Source organism: Luteibacter sp. Sphag1AF, assembly GCF_014192715.1.
Classification (GTDB): Bacteria; Pseudomonadota; Gammaproteobacteria; order Xanthomonadales; family Rhodanobacteraceae; genus Luteibacter.
The window spans coordinates 13,694-27,847 of record NZ_JACHYH010000004.1 but is presented as its reverse complement, the minus strand read 5'-3'; the positions used below and the strand labels follow the sequence as shown (position 1 = coordinate 27,847).

Genomic DNA, 14,154 nt, shown 5'->3' with positions numbered 1-14,154 from the left:
GCTGGTGCCGCCGTCCGGCCAGCGGGAGTTTGACGGCTATAATCGCCAGCCCTGACGCGGAATCGAATTTTGCGCCTTCTCTATAACTTCGCCATGTATCTGTTCACGCCGCTGGTCATGTTGCGGCTGATGGCGCGCGGCATGCGCTACGGCGACTACCACCTGCGTTGGCGCGAACGCTTCGGCACCTTCGCATCGCCACGACTCAATGGTTGTCTTTGGGTGCACGCCGTGTCGGTGGGTGAAGTGAATGCCGCAGAGCCGCTGGTGAAGGCGCTGATGGAGGCTTATCCGCAGGCGCCGCTGCTGGTGACCACCGTGACGCCGACCGGCTCTGAGCGTGTGCGTCAGCTGTTTGGCGATTCGGTCTACAGCGTGTACCTGCCGTATGACCTGCCGTTTGCCGTGAAGCGCTTCCTGCGCAGTGTGCGTCCGCGTCTTGCCATTATCGTGGAAACGGAAATCTGGCCGAACCTTTATTTCGCCTGCCGCCGTCATGGCATTCCGCTGCTGATTGCCAATGCGCGCCTGTCCGAGCGCTCGCTGCGCGGTTACGCCCGCATGCGTTCGCTGGTGCGCAAGGCGCTGCGTTGCGTCAGCCATATTGCGGCACAGTCGCGCACCGACGCGGCGCGTTATCGCCTGCTGGGTGCGGAGCCCAGCCAGCTCACGGTATGCGGCAACCTCAAGTTCGATATGCCCGTTCCGTGCGATGCGCTTGCCGAAGGCATCAGCATGCGCGCCACGTGGGGCGCGGGGCGACCGGTATGGATTGCAGCCAGCACGCACGAAGGCGAAGAGCTGGCGGTCTTGCAGGCGCACCTGGAAGTGCTGCGTCGCGTGCCGGATGCATTGCTGCTTATTGCACCCCGCCATCCGGAGCGTTTCCGTGCGGTAGAGGCCTCGGTGCGCAGCCTGGGTTTCCAGACGGCCACGCGCAGTGGCGACCGTCTGCCGTCCGCGCACACGCAGTGCTTCGTCATTGATGCCATGGGTGAGCTGCTGCGCTTCTTCGCGGCCTCTGATGTCGCCTTCGTGGGGGGCAGTCTCGTGCCCATCGGTGGTCACAACGTGCTGGAGCCCGCCGCCCTGGGCAAGCCCGTGCTGGTCGGCCCGTTCACCCACAATTTCGAGGAAATCACCCAGGCGCTGCTGGATGCCGGGGCTGGCGCCCGGGTGGCTGCGGCTGAGTCGCTGGGCGAGGATGTGCTGCACCTGTTGCGCGATGAGAAGCGTCGCGACCACATGGGCAAAGAAGCGCGCAAGGTATTCGACAGCGAGCGCGGTTCCGTGCAGCGGGTGATGAAGCTGGTGGACAACCTGCTTCAGGAGTAGGGCTGGCACGCATCCCGGACATAAAAAAAACGGCGCTTTCGCGCCGTTTCTCTTTGGAGCCGTTTGACTCTCTGATTACTGAAGCAGCGAGTTGATGGCTTCCAGGTCCTTGATGTCCACCGTGCCAGCCGTCTGCTTGAGCAGCAGCTTGTTGAGGATGAACTGGTGACGGGCCTGCGAGTAGTTGCTGAGCGCCTGGGTCAGGTTCTGCTGAGCGATCAGTACGTCGACGATGGTGCGCGTGCCCACTTCAAAGCCGGCCTGCGTTGCATCGCGTGCGCTTTCGGACGACTCGACAGCAGCCTTCGTGGCTTCCACCTGGCTGATGCCGGCGACCACGGAGCGGAAGTAGTTCAGCGTGTCACGCACTACCTGGCGACGCGAGGCTTCCAGTGAATCCTGCGCGGCGTCACGCTCGTAGATGCTCTGGCGAACGCGCGATTGGGTGGCGCCGCCGGAGAAGATGGGCACCGACAGCGTCAGGCCAACCGTGGTAGCGCCGCGGCCATTGGCTGCACGCGTGGCAGCCGTGAGGCCGCCGCGCTCGTTCCAGCTGCTGGAACGGCCGTACTGGGCCGTGGCGTCGATGGTCGGAAGGTGACCGGCGCGCGCCGAATCAATGGTGTGCTCGGCCGATTCCACGTTGAACTGCGACGCGAGGATCGTCGGGTTCTTCTGCACAGCCTCTTCGACCCATGCCTTCGCATCGTTCGGCGCGGGAGCGTCCATCGGCAGCTGCTCGCGCAGCTTCTTCAGGTTGTCTGCCGGCTTGCCGGTAATCTGAGTCAGCGCTTCGCGGGCGTCGGACAGCGTGTTCTCAGCCGTGATGACGGCAGCGACGGAGGAGTCGTGCTGAGCCTTCGCGTCCTGTACGTCCGTGATGGCCGAAAGGCCCACGTCGAAGCGCTGCTGCGCCTGTTCCAGCTGACGGGCAAGCGCCTGCTCGTTGGCCTTGGCGAAGGTCAGGGCGTCGTCGCTGGTCAGCACGCCAAAGTAAGCCGTGGCAACGCGGGAGGCCAACTGTTGCAGCGCGGCTTCATACGTCGCCGTCTGCGAATCGGCAGCGGAGTGTGCAGCCTTCAGATTGGCGTACTTGCTGAAATCGAGCACGCTCTGCGAGACCGTGGCATTGAGATCACGCGTGCGGCCATAGCCGGTATCTGGCGTGATCACGTTGCCATTGGTATCCACGGTCGGCGTGGGACCGGCGACCTGCGTCTGGCTCAGGCTGAGCTGAGCACTCACCTGCGGAAGCAGAAGGGCGCGCGACTGCACGACGTTCTCGCCAATCGACAGTCGGGTGGAGTCGGCCTGCGACAGCACCGGATCGTTGGCCCGGGCCTGACGGTAGGCGTCCAGCAGGTCTTCCGCTTGGACCAGCATCGGGCATGCAGCCAGTGCCAGTGCGACGGTAAGGAGCTTCAAACGCATGGGGTCGCCTCGTGAATGGTGTAGGGAAATCTGTGGGTCAAAGCACGAAGCGCTTCACCGGCGCAGCATGCGCCAGGTAGGGAAGGTCCGTTTCAAAAAGAGATTCCTCGCGGAAGCGACCGTCACCTTCGTGCGTAATCAGAACGGCGGTCTGCGCCGGGGATTCCCCGTGTACGACGAACATGCGACCGCCCACTTTGAGCCAGCGCACGAACTTCTCCGGAATGGCCGCCACCGCACCGGTGACCACTACGGCGTCGAAAACGCCAGCGGGCTCGTAGCCGTTGACTGCCTCGGCCACATCAACCTGCACGTTGGCGAAACCCGCCTTGCCAAGACGCGTGCGTGCGGCTTCCACGAAGTCGGCATGTACATCGACGGAGGTCACCCGCTGCGACAGATACGCCATGCAGGCCGTGAGGAAGCCCGAGCCGGTGCCAATTTCCAGCACGGTGTCGGTGGGCTGAAGCTCAAGCGCCTGAAGCAGGCGACCTTCGATCACCGGCTTCATCATGACTTCGCCATGACCCAGCGGCAGCGTGAGATCAGCAAACGCCATGTTGCGATGTTCGGATGCCACGTAGTCTTCGCGACGTACGTGAGAGAGCGCGTCGAGCACGCGGAAATCCAGTACTTCCCACGGACGAACCTGGTTTTCCACCATGTTCTGCCGGGCCTGCTCGAAATTCATCGCCATGATGTCAGTGCCTTGCGAAATCGGAAAAAAGGGCTGAAAGGATAAGCGCTTAGGGCACGAGTTCCTATAGCGTCAAGGCTGCGGCCTGCGACCTGTCCGACGAAGTGCCGGAAGTCATCGACTCAGCCTGACGGAAGTCATGCCTCGTTTTTGTGATCCATCGCATTCACCTGAACGAAATGGCTGGCCGGAAAACCGGCTCATGGAATCGGACATGGTCCGACCCCACTAATGATAAGGTAATCAGGCACTCTGCCGGACACGACCGGCCAGCCGGGTTGCCGCTCCGGGCAGACGACTCAGTGCCTCATCCACGCTTGTCTGGATGGACGTATCGAGTCGCCGTATCCGGGTGAACAGCGACAGATCGCCGCGGGATTCACCCGCTACGCACAGCCAGGCCACCCATCTGGCCAGGCTTCCCCGTTCCGTGGCGGACAACGCACCGAGGCTGGCGCGAACAATAAACGCGTGCTGCCGGGCCCCGGTGCCGGTCTGTTCGATCCACGCCGACAGGGCGCGTTGCGCCTGACGGTAAGCGGGGCTCAGAAGCAGTTCCGGGCTGGTGTTGGACATAGGATTAAGGGTGCCAGGCTGTTTGGCTGGTGTTATGGAAATAACTAAACCGACGCGTATAATAAAACCATGTTTCCTGTTTGTGAAGGTGCGACCATGAACGCCAACCCGAAAGTGAAGACCCAGGGTCCCGGGCGTCCAAAGGATATGGAGAAGCGCGCGGCCATTCTGGAAGCGGCCAAACAGCTTTTCACGCAGGGCGGATTCGCCGGGACCAGCATGGATGCCGTGGCCGCAGCGGCCAGCGTGTCCAAGCTCACCGTTTACAGCCACTTTGGCGACAAGGACAACCTGTTCCGCGAAGTGATCCGCTCGCACGTGCAGGACCGTCTGCCGGACGACCTTTTCTCGGCGCCTCCGGGCACCGATATCCGTGCCACGCTCACCAGCATCGCGCGCCGCCATTCGGCGATGGAAACCAACTCGGAGTCGGTGGGCACCTTCCGCGCCATCCTGTCGGATTGCCAGCAGGGCGGAAATCCGCGCTTTGGCCGTCTTTTGTGGGAAGAAGGTCCGGTGCGCATGCACACGCTCCTGCAGCGTCTGATTGAAGACGCCGTGCAGGCCGGCCAGCTGGAAATCGACGACGTTCCGCGCGCCACCACGCAGTTTCTGGCCCTGCTCAAGGGCGATCTGGTGCTGCGTCGCCTGTTTGGCTGCGAAGACTGCGTCGTGCAGTTTGCCGACGAAGTCACCAACAACGCCCTGGCCGCCGTGGACATGTTCCTGCGCGCTTACGCTCCCCGCGCGAACTGATCGCTCGCGCCACGTCCCGCTTCGTGCTTGAATAGCCGGCAAGAAGCGGGGGTGCCGACAAGGCTGAGAGAGTCCCTTCGAACCTGATCCGGTTAGCACCGGTGTAGGGAGCTTCGTTCGCAGCACGCGCCCTCATGCGGGGGTGCGGCTGTGTGCGGCGCCGTCGCTTCGTCTGCTCATCCAAGAGGACGCAAGCCGATGAATGCCATGCCTTCCGATCTCGCGCGTGCCGCGCAGCAACTTTCCGAATCTGTCACCCGTCCGATTCCGGGCTCCCGCAAAGTGCATGTCCAGGGCTCGCGTTCTGATCTGCGCGTGGCGATGCGCGAAATTCTCCAGGACCCGACGCCCACGCTGTTTGGCGGCGAAGCCAATCCGCCGATTACCGTTTATGACACCTCCGGCCCCTATAGCGACCCCGAATACACCGTCGATCTTGCCGCCGGCCTGCCGCCCCTGCGTGCCGCGTGGATCGCGGAGCGTGGCGATGTGGAACAGCTGGAGGGCCTGAGTTCCGAATTCGGTCGCGCGCGTGCTGCGGACCCGCGCCTTGCCGCATTCCGTTTCACCGGCCTGCGTGCGCCGCTGCGCGCGAAAGCGGGCGCCAACGTGACTCAGATGCACTACGCGCGCCGCGGCATCATCACGCCGGAAATGGAATACATCGCCATTCGCGAGAACCAGCGTCTGGAGGCGCTGCGCGACAGCGCACTGATCCAGCAACATGCGGGACAGGCGTTCGGTGCATCGCTGCCCGCGCGCATCACCGCGGAATTCGTGCGGGATGAAGTGGCCCGTGGCCGCGCCATCATTCCTTCCAACATCAACCACCCCGAAGCTGAGCCGATGATCATCGGTCGCAATTTCCTCACCAAGATCAACGCCAACATCGGCAACAGCGCCGTGAGTTCGGGCATTGCCGAAGAGGTGGAAAAGCTGGTGTGGTCGATCCGCTGGGGTGCGGACAACGTGATGGACCTTTCCACCGGCAAGCACATCCACGAAACCCGCGAATGGATCATCCGCAACTCGCCGGTTCCCATCGGCACGGTGCCCATCTATCAAGCGCTGGAAAAAGTGAACGGCGTTGCCGAAGACCTGACCTGGGAAATCTTCCGCGACACGCTCATCGAGCAGGCGGAGCAGGGAGTGGACTACTTCACCATCCACGCGGGCGTGCTGCTTCGCTTCGTACCGCTGACCGCGAAGCGCGTTACAGGCATCGTGTCGCGCGGCGGCTCGATCATGGCGAAGTGGTGTCTTGCCCACCATCGCGAGAATTTTCTCTACACGCACTTTGAAGACATCTGCCAGATCATGAAGGCATATGACGTGTCCTTCAGCCTGGGTGATGGTCTGCGCCCGGGTTGCGTGGCGGATGCGAACGACGCAGCGCAGTTCGGCGAACTGGACACACTGGGTGAACTGACGCAGATCGCGTGGAAGCACGATGTGCAGGTGATGATCGAAGGCCCCGGGCACGTGCCGATGCAGCTCATCCGGGAAAACATGGAGCGCCAGCTGGAGAAATGCCATGAGGCGCCGTTCTATACGCTTGGGCCTCTGACGACCGATATCGCGCCCGGTTACGATCACATCACCAGCGCCATTGGCGCCGCGATGATTGGCTGGTTCGGTACGGCGATGCTTTGCTATGTCACGCCGAAGGAACACCTTGGCCTGCCCAACAAGCAGGATGTCCGCGACGGGATCATTGCGTACAAGATCGCCGCCCATGCGGCCGATCTGGCCAAAGGGCATCCGGGTGCGCAGGTCCGCGACAATGCGTTATCCAAGGCGCGTTTTGAGTTCCGCTGGGATGACCAGTTCAACCTGGGCCTGGACCCGGACAAGGCGCGTGAATTCCACGATGAAACCATGCCGAAGGATGCCCACAAGTCCGCGCATTTCTGTTCGATGTGCGGGCCCAAATTCTGCTCGATGAAAATCACCCAGGATGTTCGCGACTACGCAGCCGTCCACGGGGATCAGCCCATTCCCAATGTGGAAGAAGGCATGGCCGGCATGTCTGCGCAGTTCAGGGCCATGGGTTCGGAGGTTTATCGCAAGGCCTGATGGCGTCACGCCGGGAGGGGAGCGTCTTCACCCGACCTTCCCGGTGGCCCGCCTACCTTGGGTCCGGTCAGCTCATCCAACCCAACCCACTCTTCACGAGGAGGCAGGTCATGGCCGTGAAAAAGCCGTTTCAGACAGATATAGAAAACATCCGCAAGCGCGCCCGCGAGCACATCGACAAAGGCGCTGTTACCAGCGGCTACAAGGCTGACCGCGAGACGGTCATCAAGCTTCTCAACGAGGCGCTGGCCACGGAAATCGTGTGTGTGCTTCGCTACAAATACCATTACTACATGGCGCCGGGCATTCACTCGCAAAGCGTCAAGTCCGAGTTTCTGGAGCACGCCAACGAAGAGCAGGTACACGCCGATCGCATCGCGGAGCGCATCACCCAGCTCAATGGCACGCCCAATTTCAATCCCGAAGGGCTGCTGAGCCGCAGCCATGCGGATTATGTGCCCGGCGACGATCTGGTGGACATGATCAAGGAAGACCTGGTGGCCGAGCGCATCGCCGTGGACAGTTACCGGGAGATCGTGACGTATCTGGGGGAGGACGATCCGACCACGCGCCGCATGATGGAGGAGATTCTGGCGCAGGAAGAGGAGCACGCCGAGGACATGGCCACGCTTCTGGAGAATCTGGGCAAGAAGGGCGAGCCGGCAAAACCCGCCGTGGCCTGATCTTCAGGCGCCGCCGGGGTTCGCGGTATAAGCTTGGGTCGACCTGACCGCGAAGGAACGACCGATGGAAGCCTCTACCGTGAACCCTCCTTACCGGCGCCGGCGGCATCCGTTAGCGCAACTGATTCTCGCGGTGGTGGCCTTACTGGCCATCATCGTGCTTGCCCTGATGTGGTGGTGGGACCGTGAGCCGCCGCAGTTCGATCCGGTGACCAGCACCACGGCGTACATGACGTCGATCAACCGTCCCATGAGCACGGGCGCGGTCACGACGTACACGCTGGTTCATTCGGTGGAAACGCTGCTGGACAAGCGCGGCGGCTACATCAGCAACGACAAGTTTCCGCCGGGCGTGTTTCTGGACAACATGCCCAACTGGGAATTCGGCTCGCTGACCGCCTCGCGGGACCTGATTCGCGCATTGCGCAACGACTTCAGCCGCTCGCAGACCCAATCCACCGAAGACAAGGATCTGGCTGAAGCCGATCCGCTGCTGTCCAGTCCGAATGATCGCTGGTTGTTGCCCAGTTCCGAGTCCCAGTACCGCAAGGCTGTGGATCACATGGAAGGCTATCTGTCGCGATTGAGTGACACGGACGATGGCAACGCGCACTTCTATGCTCGCGCGGACAACCTGGCCGACTATCTGCAAATTGTGTCCACGCGTCTGGGCTCGCTGTCGCAGCGACTGTCTGCGAGCGTGGGTCAGCTGAAAGTGGATGCAGCGCCCAATGCAGACGCGTCTGGCAACGCGTCGACAGGCGCCGGGCAGATAGTGCGCACGCCCTGGAACAAGATCGACGACAACTTCTACGAGGCACGCGGCTACACGTGGGCGCTGCTGGAGCAGCTGAAGGCCATCCGCCACGACTTCGCGCCCATCCTGCGCAGCAAGAATGCTGATGCGGGGCTTCAGCAGGTGATCCGGGAGCTGGAAGAGTCGCAGAAGGCGCTCAGCAGCCCGGTGGTGTTGAATGGCTCGCCGTTTGGTTTCTTCGCCAATCACTCCCTGGTGATGGCCAACTACATTTCCCGCGCCAATGCGGCCATCATCGACCTGCGAACGCTGCTGGGCCGGGGCTGACCGGACAAAAAAACACCCCGGGAACGGTACCGTTTCCGGGGTGTGAGGTCAGCTCTGGATCTGCTGATTACTTGTTTTCGGCGTTGTAGCGAGCCATGCCGGCTTCGATCTCAGCCTTGGCCTCGGCGGCGCCGACCCAGCCGTCGACTTTGACCCACTTGCCCTTCTCCAGATCCTTGTAGTGCTCGAAGAAGTGGCCGATGCGCTCCAGCCAGTGTCCGGACACCTGCTCGATGTCCTTGATGTGCGAGTAGCCCGCGAACACCTTGGAAACCGGCACCACAACCAGCTTCTCATCAGCGCCGGCCTCGTCGGTCATCTTCAGCATGCCGACCGGATGGCAACGGATAACCGAGCCGGGAACCAGCGGCAGCGGCAGAATGACCAGGGCGTCCAGCGGATCGCCGTCGCCGCCCAGCGTGCCCGGCACGTAGCCGTAGTTGCAGGGGTAGCGCATCGGGGTGGAGAGGATGCGGTCGACGAAAATCGCGCCGCTTTCCTTGTCCACTTCGTACTTGACCGGCTCGGCGTCTTTCGGAATCTCGATGATGACGTTGATTTCGTTCGGCACGTCACGGCCGGCGGGAACGAGGTGGAGGCCCATGGGGATCCTTGAGGGTGGCTGATAAATGGCCGCCTAGGATACCAAGAGCGGGGGCGGGACGAGCCCACCCCCGCTGCACCTTATTTCAGGTGGTCCCACAGATAGGTATAAGCCAGCGCCGACATGAAGGCGGCCTGCTTGTTGTCTGCGGCCGCGCCGTGGCCGCCCTCGATGTTCTCGTACAGGCTGGCGTCAAAGCCCATGGCCTGCATCTTTGCCGCCATTTTGCGGGCGTGGACCGGGCCCACACGGTCATCGCGGGTCGAGGTCGTGAACAGCACCGGCGGGTATTTCACCCCGGCCTTCACGTTCTCGTAGGGGGAGAATGTCTTGATGTATGCCCATTCGTCCGCCTTGTCCGGATCGCCGTATTCGGCCATCCACGATGCGCCGGCCGACATGTGGGTGTAGCGCTTCATGTCCAGCAGGGCCACCTGGCTCACCACCGCGCCGTACAGTTGCGGGTACTGCGTCAGCATGTTGCCGGCCAGCAGGCCGCCGTTGCTGCCGCCCATCATGCCCATGTGCCTGGGCGAGGTGATCTTGCGGTTGATGAGATCCTGGGAGACGGCCGCGAAGTCCTCATAGGCGCGCGGACGGTTGGCCTTGAGGGCCGCCTGATGCCAGCGCGGGCCGTACTCGCCACCGCCGCGGATGTTGGCGATGACGTACACGCCACCCTTCTCCAGCCACGCGCGGCCCGCACCCGCCGCATAGGCCGGCTGCAGGGAGATCTCAAAGCCGCCGTAGCCGTAGACCAGCGTCGGATTGGTGCCGTCGGCCTTCAGCGTCTTCGGCGCGATTTCAAAGTAGGGCACGCGCGTGCCGTCCTTCGAGGTGACGAAGTGCTGGGTCACCACAAACTTCGAGGCGTCGAAGAAGGCCGGGCTGTGCTTCAGCGCTTCGCGTTCACCCTTGCCAAGCACGCCGTAATAAAGCGTGGTGGGCTGAAGGAAGCCGCTGACGGTCAGGAAGTATTCGTCGCTGTTGTCCGGGTCGATGGCGCTGGCCTGGACGGTGCTGAGTGCGGGAGCACCGCTCAGCGCCTCGGATTTCCAGGGGCCGCTGGCCGTGGGGGTCAGCACCTGGATGCTGCTGACCACGTCGCGCATCACGTTCAGCACGAGGTGGTGGCGGGTCCACGAATAGCCTGCCAGCGAACTGTGTTCATCGGGCTGGAACAACACCGTGATATCGCGCTTGCCTGCCATGAAATCGTCGAAATTCACGGCCAGCAGGGAGCCGGACGGATAGGTCTTGCCGTTGACCGTCCACGCGGTGCGCGGCTCGATGGTCATCCATTCGCGCTCGACGTCGGTGCTGGCGTCGGTGGGCACGTCCACGCGGGTGAGCTTGCCGTCCTTGCCGCGCACATAGGTTTCGCTGCTGTAGAACTCCAGCGCGCGCTGCACGAAGTCGCGCTCGAAGCCGGGTGTGCGATCACGGTAGGCCGAAATCGACATGTCGGTAGGCTTGCCCTCATACACCGTGGTGGCGGAGGTGAGCGGCGTGCCGCGCTTCCACTCCTTGACGATGCGCGGGTAGCTGGACGTGGTCATGGAGCCGGGGCCGAAATCGGTGGCCACGTAGATGTGGTCATCGTCGATCCAGGCGACCTGGCTCTTGGCTTCCGGAAGCGTGAAGCCATCCGCGATGAACGTCTTGGTGCCAAGGTCGAATTCGCGGATGACGTCAGCGTCTGCGCCGCCACGCGACAGCGACACCAGGCAGCGGCGATAGTCCGGCTTCAGGCACTGGGCGCTGTGCCAAACCCAGTTTTCCTTCTCGGCGGCGGCCAGGGCGTCCAGGTCGATGACCGTTTCCCACGCGGGCTTGTCCTTGCGGTACTCGGCCAGCGTCGTGCGGCGCCACACGCCTTTCGGGTGCTGCTTGTCGCGCCAGAAATTGTAGAAGTGGTCGCCGATCTTGCTGACCATCGGAATCTTCGCGTCCGAATCGAGCATTTCCAGCAGGCGACCCTGCAAGGCCGTGAACTCCGGGCCCTGTGCGTACTTGCTGGCCGTCTGCGCGTTGCGGGCCTTGACCCAGTCCAGCTGCTTCGCGCCGTCGATGTTGTCCAGCCAGAGGTAAGGGTCGTCGCTGGCGGGCGTGGTGGCCGGCGAAGCGGGCGGGGTAGGTGCGTTCTGTGCGTGCGTCATGCCACCCAAGGTAAGGGCGACGGCCAGTGCAATCCAGCGTCGGTGCATGGTCGATTCCGTTGCGGTTGAAAAACCAACCATAGCCGACCCGCGCCCGTACGCAGCCGTGACTTCTGGGCCAGATGCGAAAAATCGCCGACAGACCGACCGGCACGCCCGGACGCCATGCAGCGAATTCGGGGCGACATTTCAGAATCTTCTGATTCTTAGCCGAAAAGCTGCGGCGTAGCGTCGGGCATGGCTTGAGGCGACGTCCGTCAGCAAGCCATCCATCATCGAAGAGGAATGCGCATGAACAAGCTCCGGATCATCCCGCTGGTGTTAGTCACGCTGGCCTTCAGCACATCGGTCGTTGCCATTGACCTGTCCGGCGTCAGTGCTCCGTGCGGGGCGGAGGGCGACGCCGTCTGTGGCATGACCTATGCCGTCACCGCCGAAGCCTCGACCAATGCGGGCGCGTTCGAGGCGGTACAGCCCCGTGTGCCGGGCCAGTGCCATCAGCGTGGCGGCATCATTCCCGTGGTTGCATACCGGTATGGGCTGGACGCGAGCTCGGGCAAGCAGCGTGTGGTGGCCACGGTCACCTGCGATACGCCGGGCGGCTGATCGCCAGCCAGCACGAAGCCAGGCGGCCGTGACCCCTCGGGGGGCCACGGCCAGAGGCCTGTTTCTTACATAAGGGGGACCAGCAGCAGTGCCACGATATTGATGATCTTGATCAGGGGATTCACCGCCGGGCCGGCCGTGTCCTTGTACGGGTCGCCCACGGTATCGCCAGTGACGGCCGCCTTGTGCGCGTCCGAGCCCTTGCCGCCGAAATGACCGTCCTCGATGTATTTTTTCGCGTTGTCCCACGCACCGCCACCGGTGGTCATGGAGATGGCGACGAACAGGCCGGTGACGATGGTGCCGATCAGCACGCCACCCAGCGCCTGCGCGCCCGCTTCGGCGCCTCCCAGCATCTTGAAGCCGAACATCACCACGACCGGCACCAGGACGGGCAGCAATGAGGGCACAAGCATTTCGCGGATGGCCGAGCGGGTCAGCATGTCGACGGCGCGGGAATAGTCCGGCCGCGTGGTGCCTTCCATGATGCCGGCGATTTCGCGGAACTGTCGGCGCACTTCTTCCACGACGGCACCGGCTGCGCGCCCCACGGCTTCCATCGCCATGGCCGCGAACAGGTACGGGATGAGTCCGCCGATGAGCAGGCCGATGATCACGTAGTGGTTGGACAGATCAAAACGGATGTCCGCGCCACCGAAGTGCTGGCTGAGGTTGTGCGTGTAGTCGGCGAACAGCACGAGCGCGGCAAGCCCCGCCGAACCGATGGCGTAACCCTTGGTCACTGCCTTGGTGGTGTTGCCCACGGCATCCAGCGGATCGGTGACACCGCGCACGTCAGCCGGCAATTCCGCCATTTCGGCGATGCCACCCGCGTTGTCGGTAATCGGGCCATAGGCATCCAGTGCGACGATCATGCCGGTCATGCTCAGCATCGCGGTGGCGGCAATGGCAATGCCATACAGCCCGGCGAGGTCGAAAGCACCCCAGATGGCCGCGCATACCGCCAGCACGGGCAGCGCTGTGGACTTCATGGAAACACCCAGGCCCGCAATGATGTTGGTTGCATGTCCGGTGGTGGACGAGCGGGCCACGTGCTGCACCGGGCTGTACTCGGTGGCGGTGTAGTACTCGGTGATGACGACCATCGCACCGGTCAGCACCAGGCCGATGATGGCGCACCCATACAGGTGTCCCACGCCGTAGGCGGAGTCGCTCATCAATGCCTTGGTGATGGGCCAGAACGCGATGGCCGCCAGCAGGGCAGAGACGAACACGCCGGCGTACAGCGCGTTCATGATCTTGCCGCCCCGGGTCTTCACGAAGAACGTGCCGATGACGGAGGCGACAATCGAGGCGCCGCCAAGCACCAGCGGGAACAGTACGCCGGAGGGCCCGGTCTGCTCGGCCATGATGCCGCCGAGCAGCATGGTGGCGATGAGCGTCACCGCGTAGGTCTCGAACAGATCGGCGGCCATGCCGGCGCAATCACCCACATTGTCGCCCACGTTGTCGGCGATGACGGCGGGATTGCGTGGATCGTCCTCGGGAATACCTGCTTCCACTTTGCCGACCAGGTCGGCGCCGACGTCTGCACCCTTGGTGAAGATGCCGCCACCCAGGCGCGCGAAGATCGAAATCAGCGACGAGCCGAAGGCCAGGCCGACGAGGGCATGCAGTGCATGTGTCTGTTCGTAGCCCATGTGGCGCAGCACGCCGTAATAGCCTGCGACACCCAGCAAGCCGAGTCCCACCACCAGCATGCCGGTGACGGCACCACCGCGGAAGGCGACCGCCAGGGCAGAAGAAAGGCCGCTGCGGGCGGCCTCTGCGGTTCGAACGTTGGCACGGACGGAAACGTTCATGCCGATGTAGCCGGCCGCTCCGGAGAGAACGGCCCCCAGCGCAAAGCCGATGGCGGTGCCCCACTCGAGGAATAGGCCGATGAGTATGAATAGAACGACGCCCACGGCGCCGATGGTGCCGTACTGGCGGTTGAGGTAAGCCGATGCGCCTTCCTGGATCGCCGCGGCGATCTCCTGCATCCGTGCATTGCCTGCGGACTTGGCGAGCACCCAGCGCACTGACCATGCGCCATAGGCAATCGCGACGATCGAACATGCCAGCGCGATCCATAAACCGTACTGCTGCAGCATCGAAGCCTCCCCGGATTGTATGAGCCGTCATCG

General features: G+C 63.1%; 12 protein-coding genes and 1 riboswitch. Of the genes, 6 read left to right on the top strand and 6 right to left on the bottom strand.

From position 1 onward, the window contains the following. The first annotated feature begins 69 nt into the window (after positions 1-69). Positions 70-1,335, top strand: a complete 1,266-nt coding sequence (gene waaA, locus FHW69_RS11850) for a lipid IV(A) 3-deoxy-D-manno-octulosonic acid transferase (protein WP_183423283.1) — start codon at positions 70-72, stop codon at positions 1,333-1,335. Between the two features lie 75 nt (positions 1,336-1,410). Here waaA and FHW69_RS11845 read toward each other — a convergent pair whose 3' ends face one another. The 3 genes from FHW69_RS11845 to FHW69_RS11835 all read right to left on the bottom strand — a co-directional run bounded on the left by FHW69_RS11845 (position 1,411) and on the right by FHW69_RS11835 (position 4,039). Then, positions 1,411-2,766 carry a TolC family outer membrane protein gene (locus FHW69_RS11845; RefSeq protein WP_183423282.1) on the bottom strand — a complete coding sequence of 452 codons (1,356 nt, stop codon included), beginning with the start codon at positions 2,764-2,766 and terminating at the stop codon, positions 1,411-1,413. A 37-nt stretch (positions 2,767-2,803) separates the two neighbouring features. After that, positions 2,804-3,463, bottom strand: a complete 660-nt coding sequence (locus FHW69_RS11840; protein ID WP_183423281.1) for a protein-L-isoaspartate O-methyltransferase — start codon at positions 3,461-3,463, stop codon at positions 2,804-2,806. A gap of 243 nt (positions 3,464-3,706) precedes the next feature. Further along, positions 3,707-4,039 (bottom strand): hypothetical protein, encoded by a 333-nt coding sequence (locus tag FHW69_RS11835; protein ID WP_183423280.1) that lies wholly within the window; start codon positions 4,037-4,039, stop codon positions 3,707-3,709. A gap of 96 nt (positions 4,040-4,135) precedes the next feature. Here FHW69_RS11835 and FHW69_RS11830 point away from each other — a divergent pair, with 96 nt between their 5' ends. The 4 genes from FHW69_RS11830 to FHW69_RS11815 all read left to right on the top strand — a co-directional run bounded on the left by FHW69_RS11830 (position 4,136) and on the right by FHW69_RS11815 (position 8,638). Next, on the top strand, positions 4,136-4,795 hold the full coding sequence (locus FHW69_RS11830; protein ID WP_183423279.1) for a TetR/AcrR family transcriptional regulator: 660 nt from the start codon (positions 4,136-4,138) through the stop codon (positions 4,793-4,795). Between the two features lie 37 nt (positions 4,796-4,832). Beyond that, a riboswitch (TPP riboswitch) is annotated at positions 4,833-4,922 on the top strand. Positions 4,923-4,993: 71 nt separating this feature from the next. Then, on the top strand, positions 4,994-6,871 hold the full coding sequence (thiC, locus tag FHW69_RS11825) for a phosphomethylpyrimidine synthase ThiC (RefSeq protein ID WP_183423278.1): 1,878 nt from the start codon (positions 4,994-4,996) through the stop codon (positions 6,869-6,871). Between the two features lie 110 nt (positions 6,872-6,981). Next, a complete protein-coding gene (locus tag FHW69_RS11820) occupies positions 6,982-7,554 on the top strand; it encodes a ferritin-like domain-containing protein (RefSeq protein WP_183423277.1) in 573 nt (190 codons plus the stop codon). A 64-nt stretch (positions 7,555-7,618) separates the two neighbouring features. Beyond that, a complete protein-coding gene (locus FHW69_RS11815) occupies positions 7,619-8,638 on the top strand; it encodes a DUF2333 family protein (protein WP_183423276.1) in 1,020 nt (339 codons plus the stop codon). Positions 8,639-8,705: 67 nt separating this feature from the next. Here the strand turns inward: FHW69_RS11815 and ppa are convergent, their stop codons facing one another. Beyond that, a complete protein-coding gene (gene ppa, locus FHW69_RS11810) occupies positions 8,706-9,242 on the bottom strand; it encodes an inorganic diphosphatase (RefSeq protein ID WP_183423275.1) in 537 nt (178 codons plus the stop codon). Between the two features lie 80 nt (positions 9,243-9,322). Continuing rightward, entirely contained in the window at positions 9,323-11,401 is a 2,079-nt protein-coding gene (locus FHW69_RS11805) for a prolyl oligopeptidase family serine peptidase (protein WP_255494787.1), read from the bottom strand. Positions 11,402-11,692: 291 nt separating this feature from the next. Here FHW69_RS11805 and FHW69_RS11800 point away from each other — a divergent pair, with 291 nt between their 5' ends. Continuing rightward, the gene (locus FHW69_RS11800; RefSeq protein WP_183423273.1) at positions 11,693-12,007 is read left to right on the top strand and encodes a hypothetical protein; all 315 of its coding nucleotides are present in this window, start codon (positions 11,693-11,695) and stop codon (positions 12,005-12,007) included. Between the two features lie 65 nt (positions 12,008-12,072). Here FHW69_RS11800 and FHW69_RS11795 read toward each other — a convergent pair whose 3' ends face one another. Next, positions 12,073-14,121, bottom strand: a complete 2,049-nt coding sequence (locus tag FHW69_RS11795; RefSeq protein ID WP_183423272.1) for a sodium-translocating pyrophosphatase — start codon at positions 14,119-14,121, stop codon at positions 12,073-12,075. Positions 14,122-14,154: the final 33 nt, after the last annotated feature.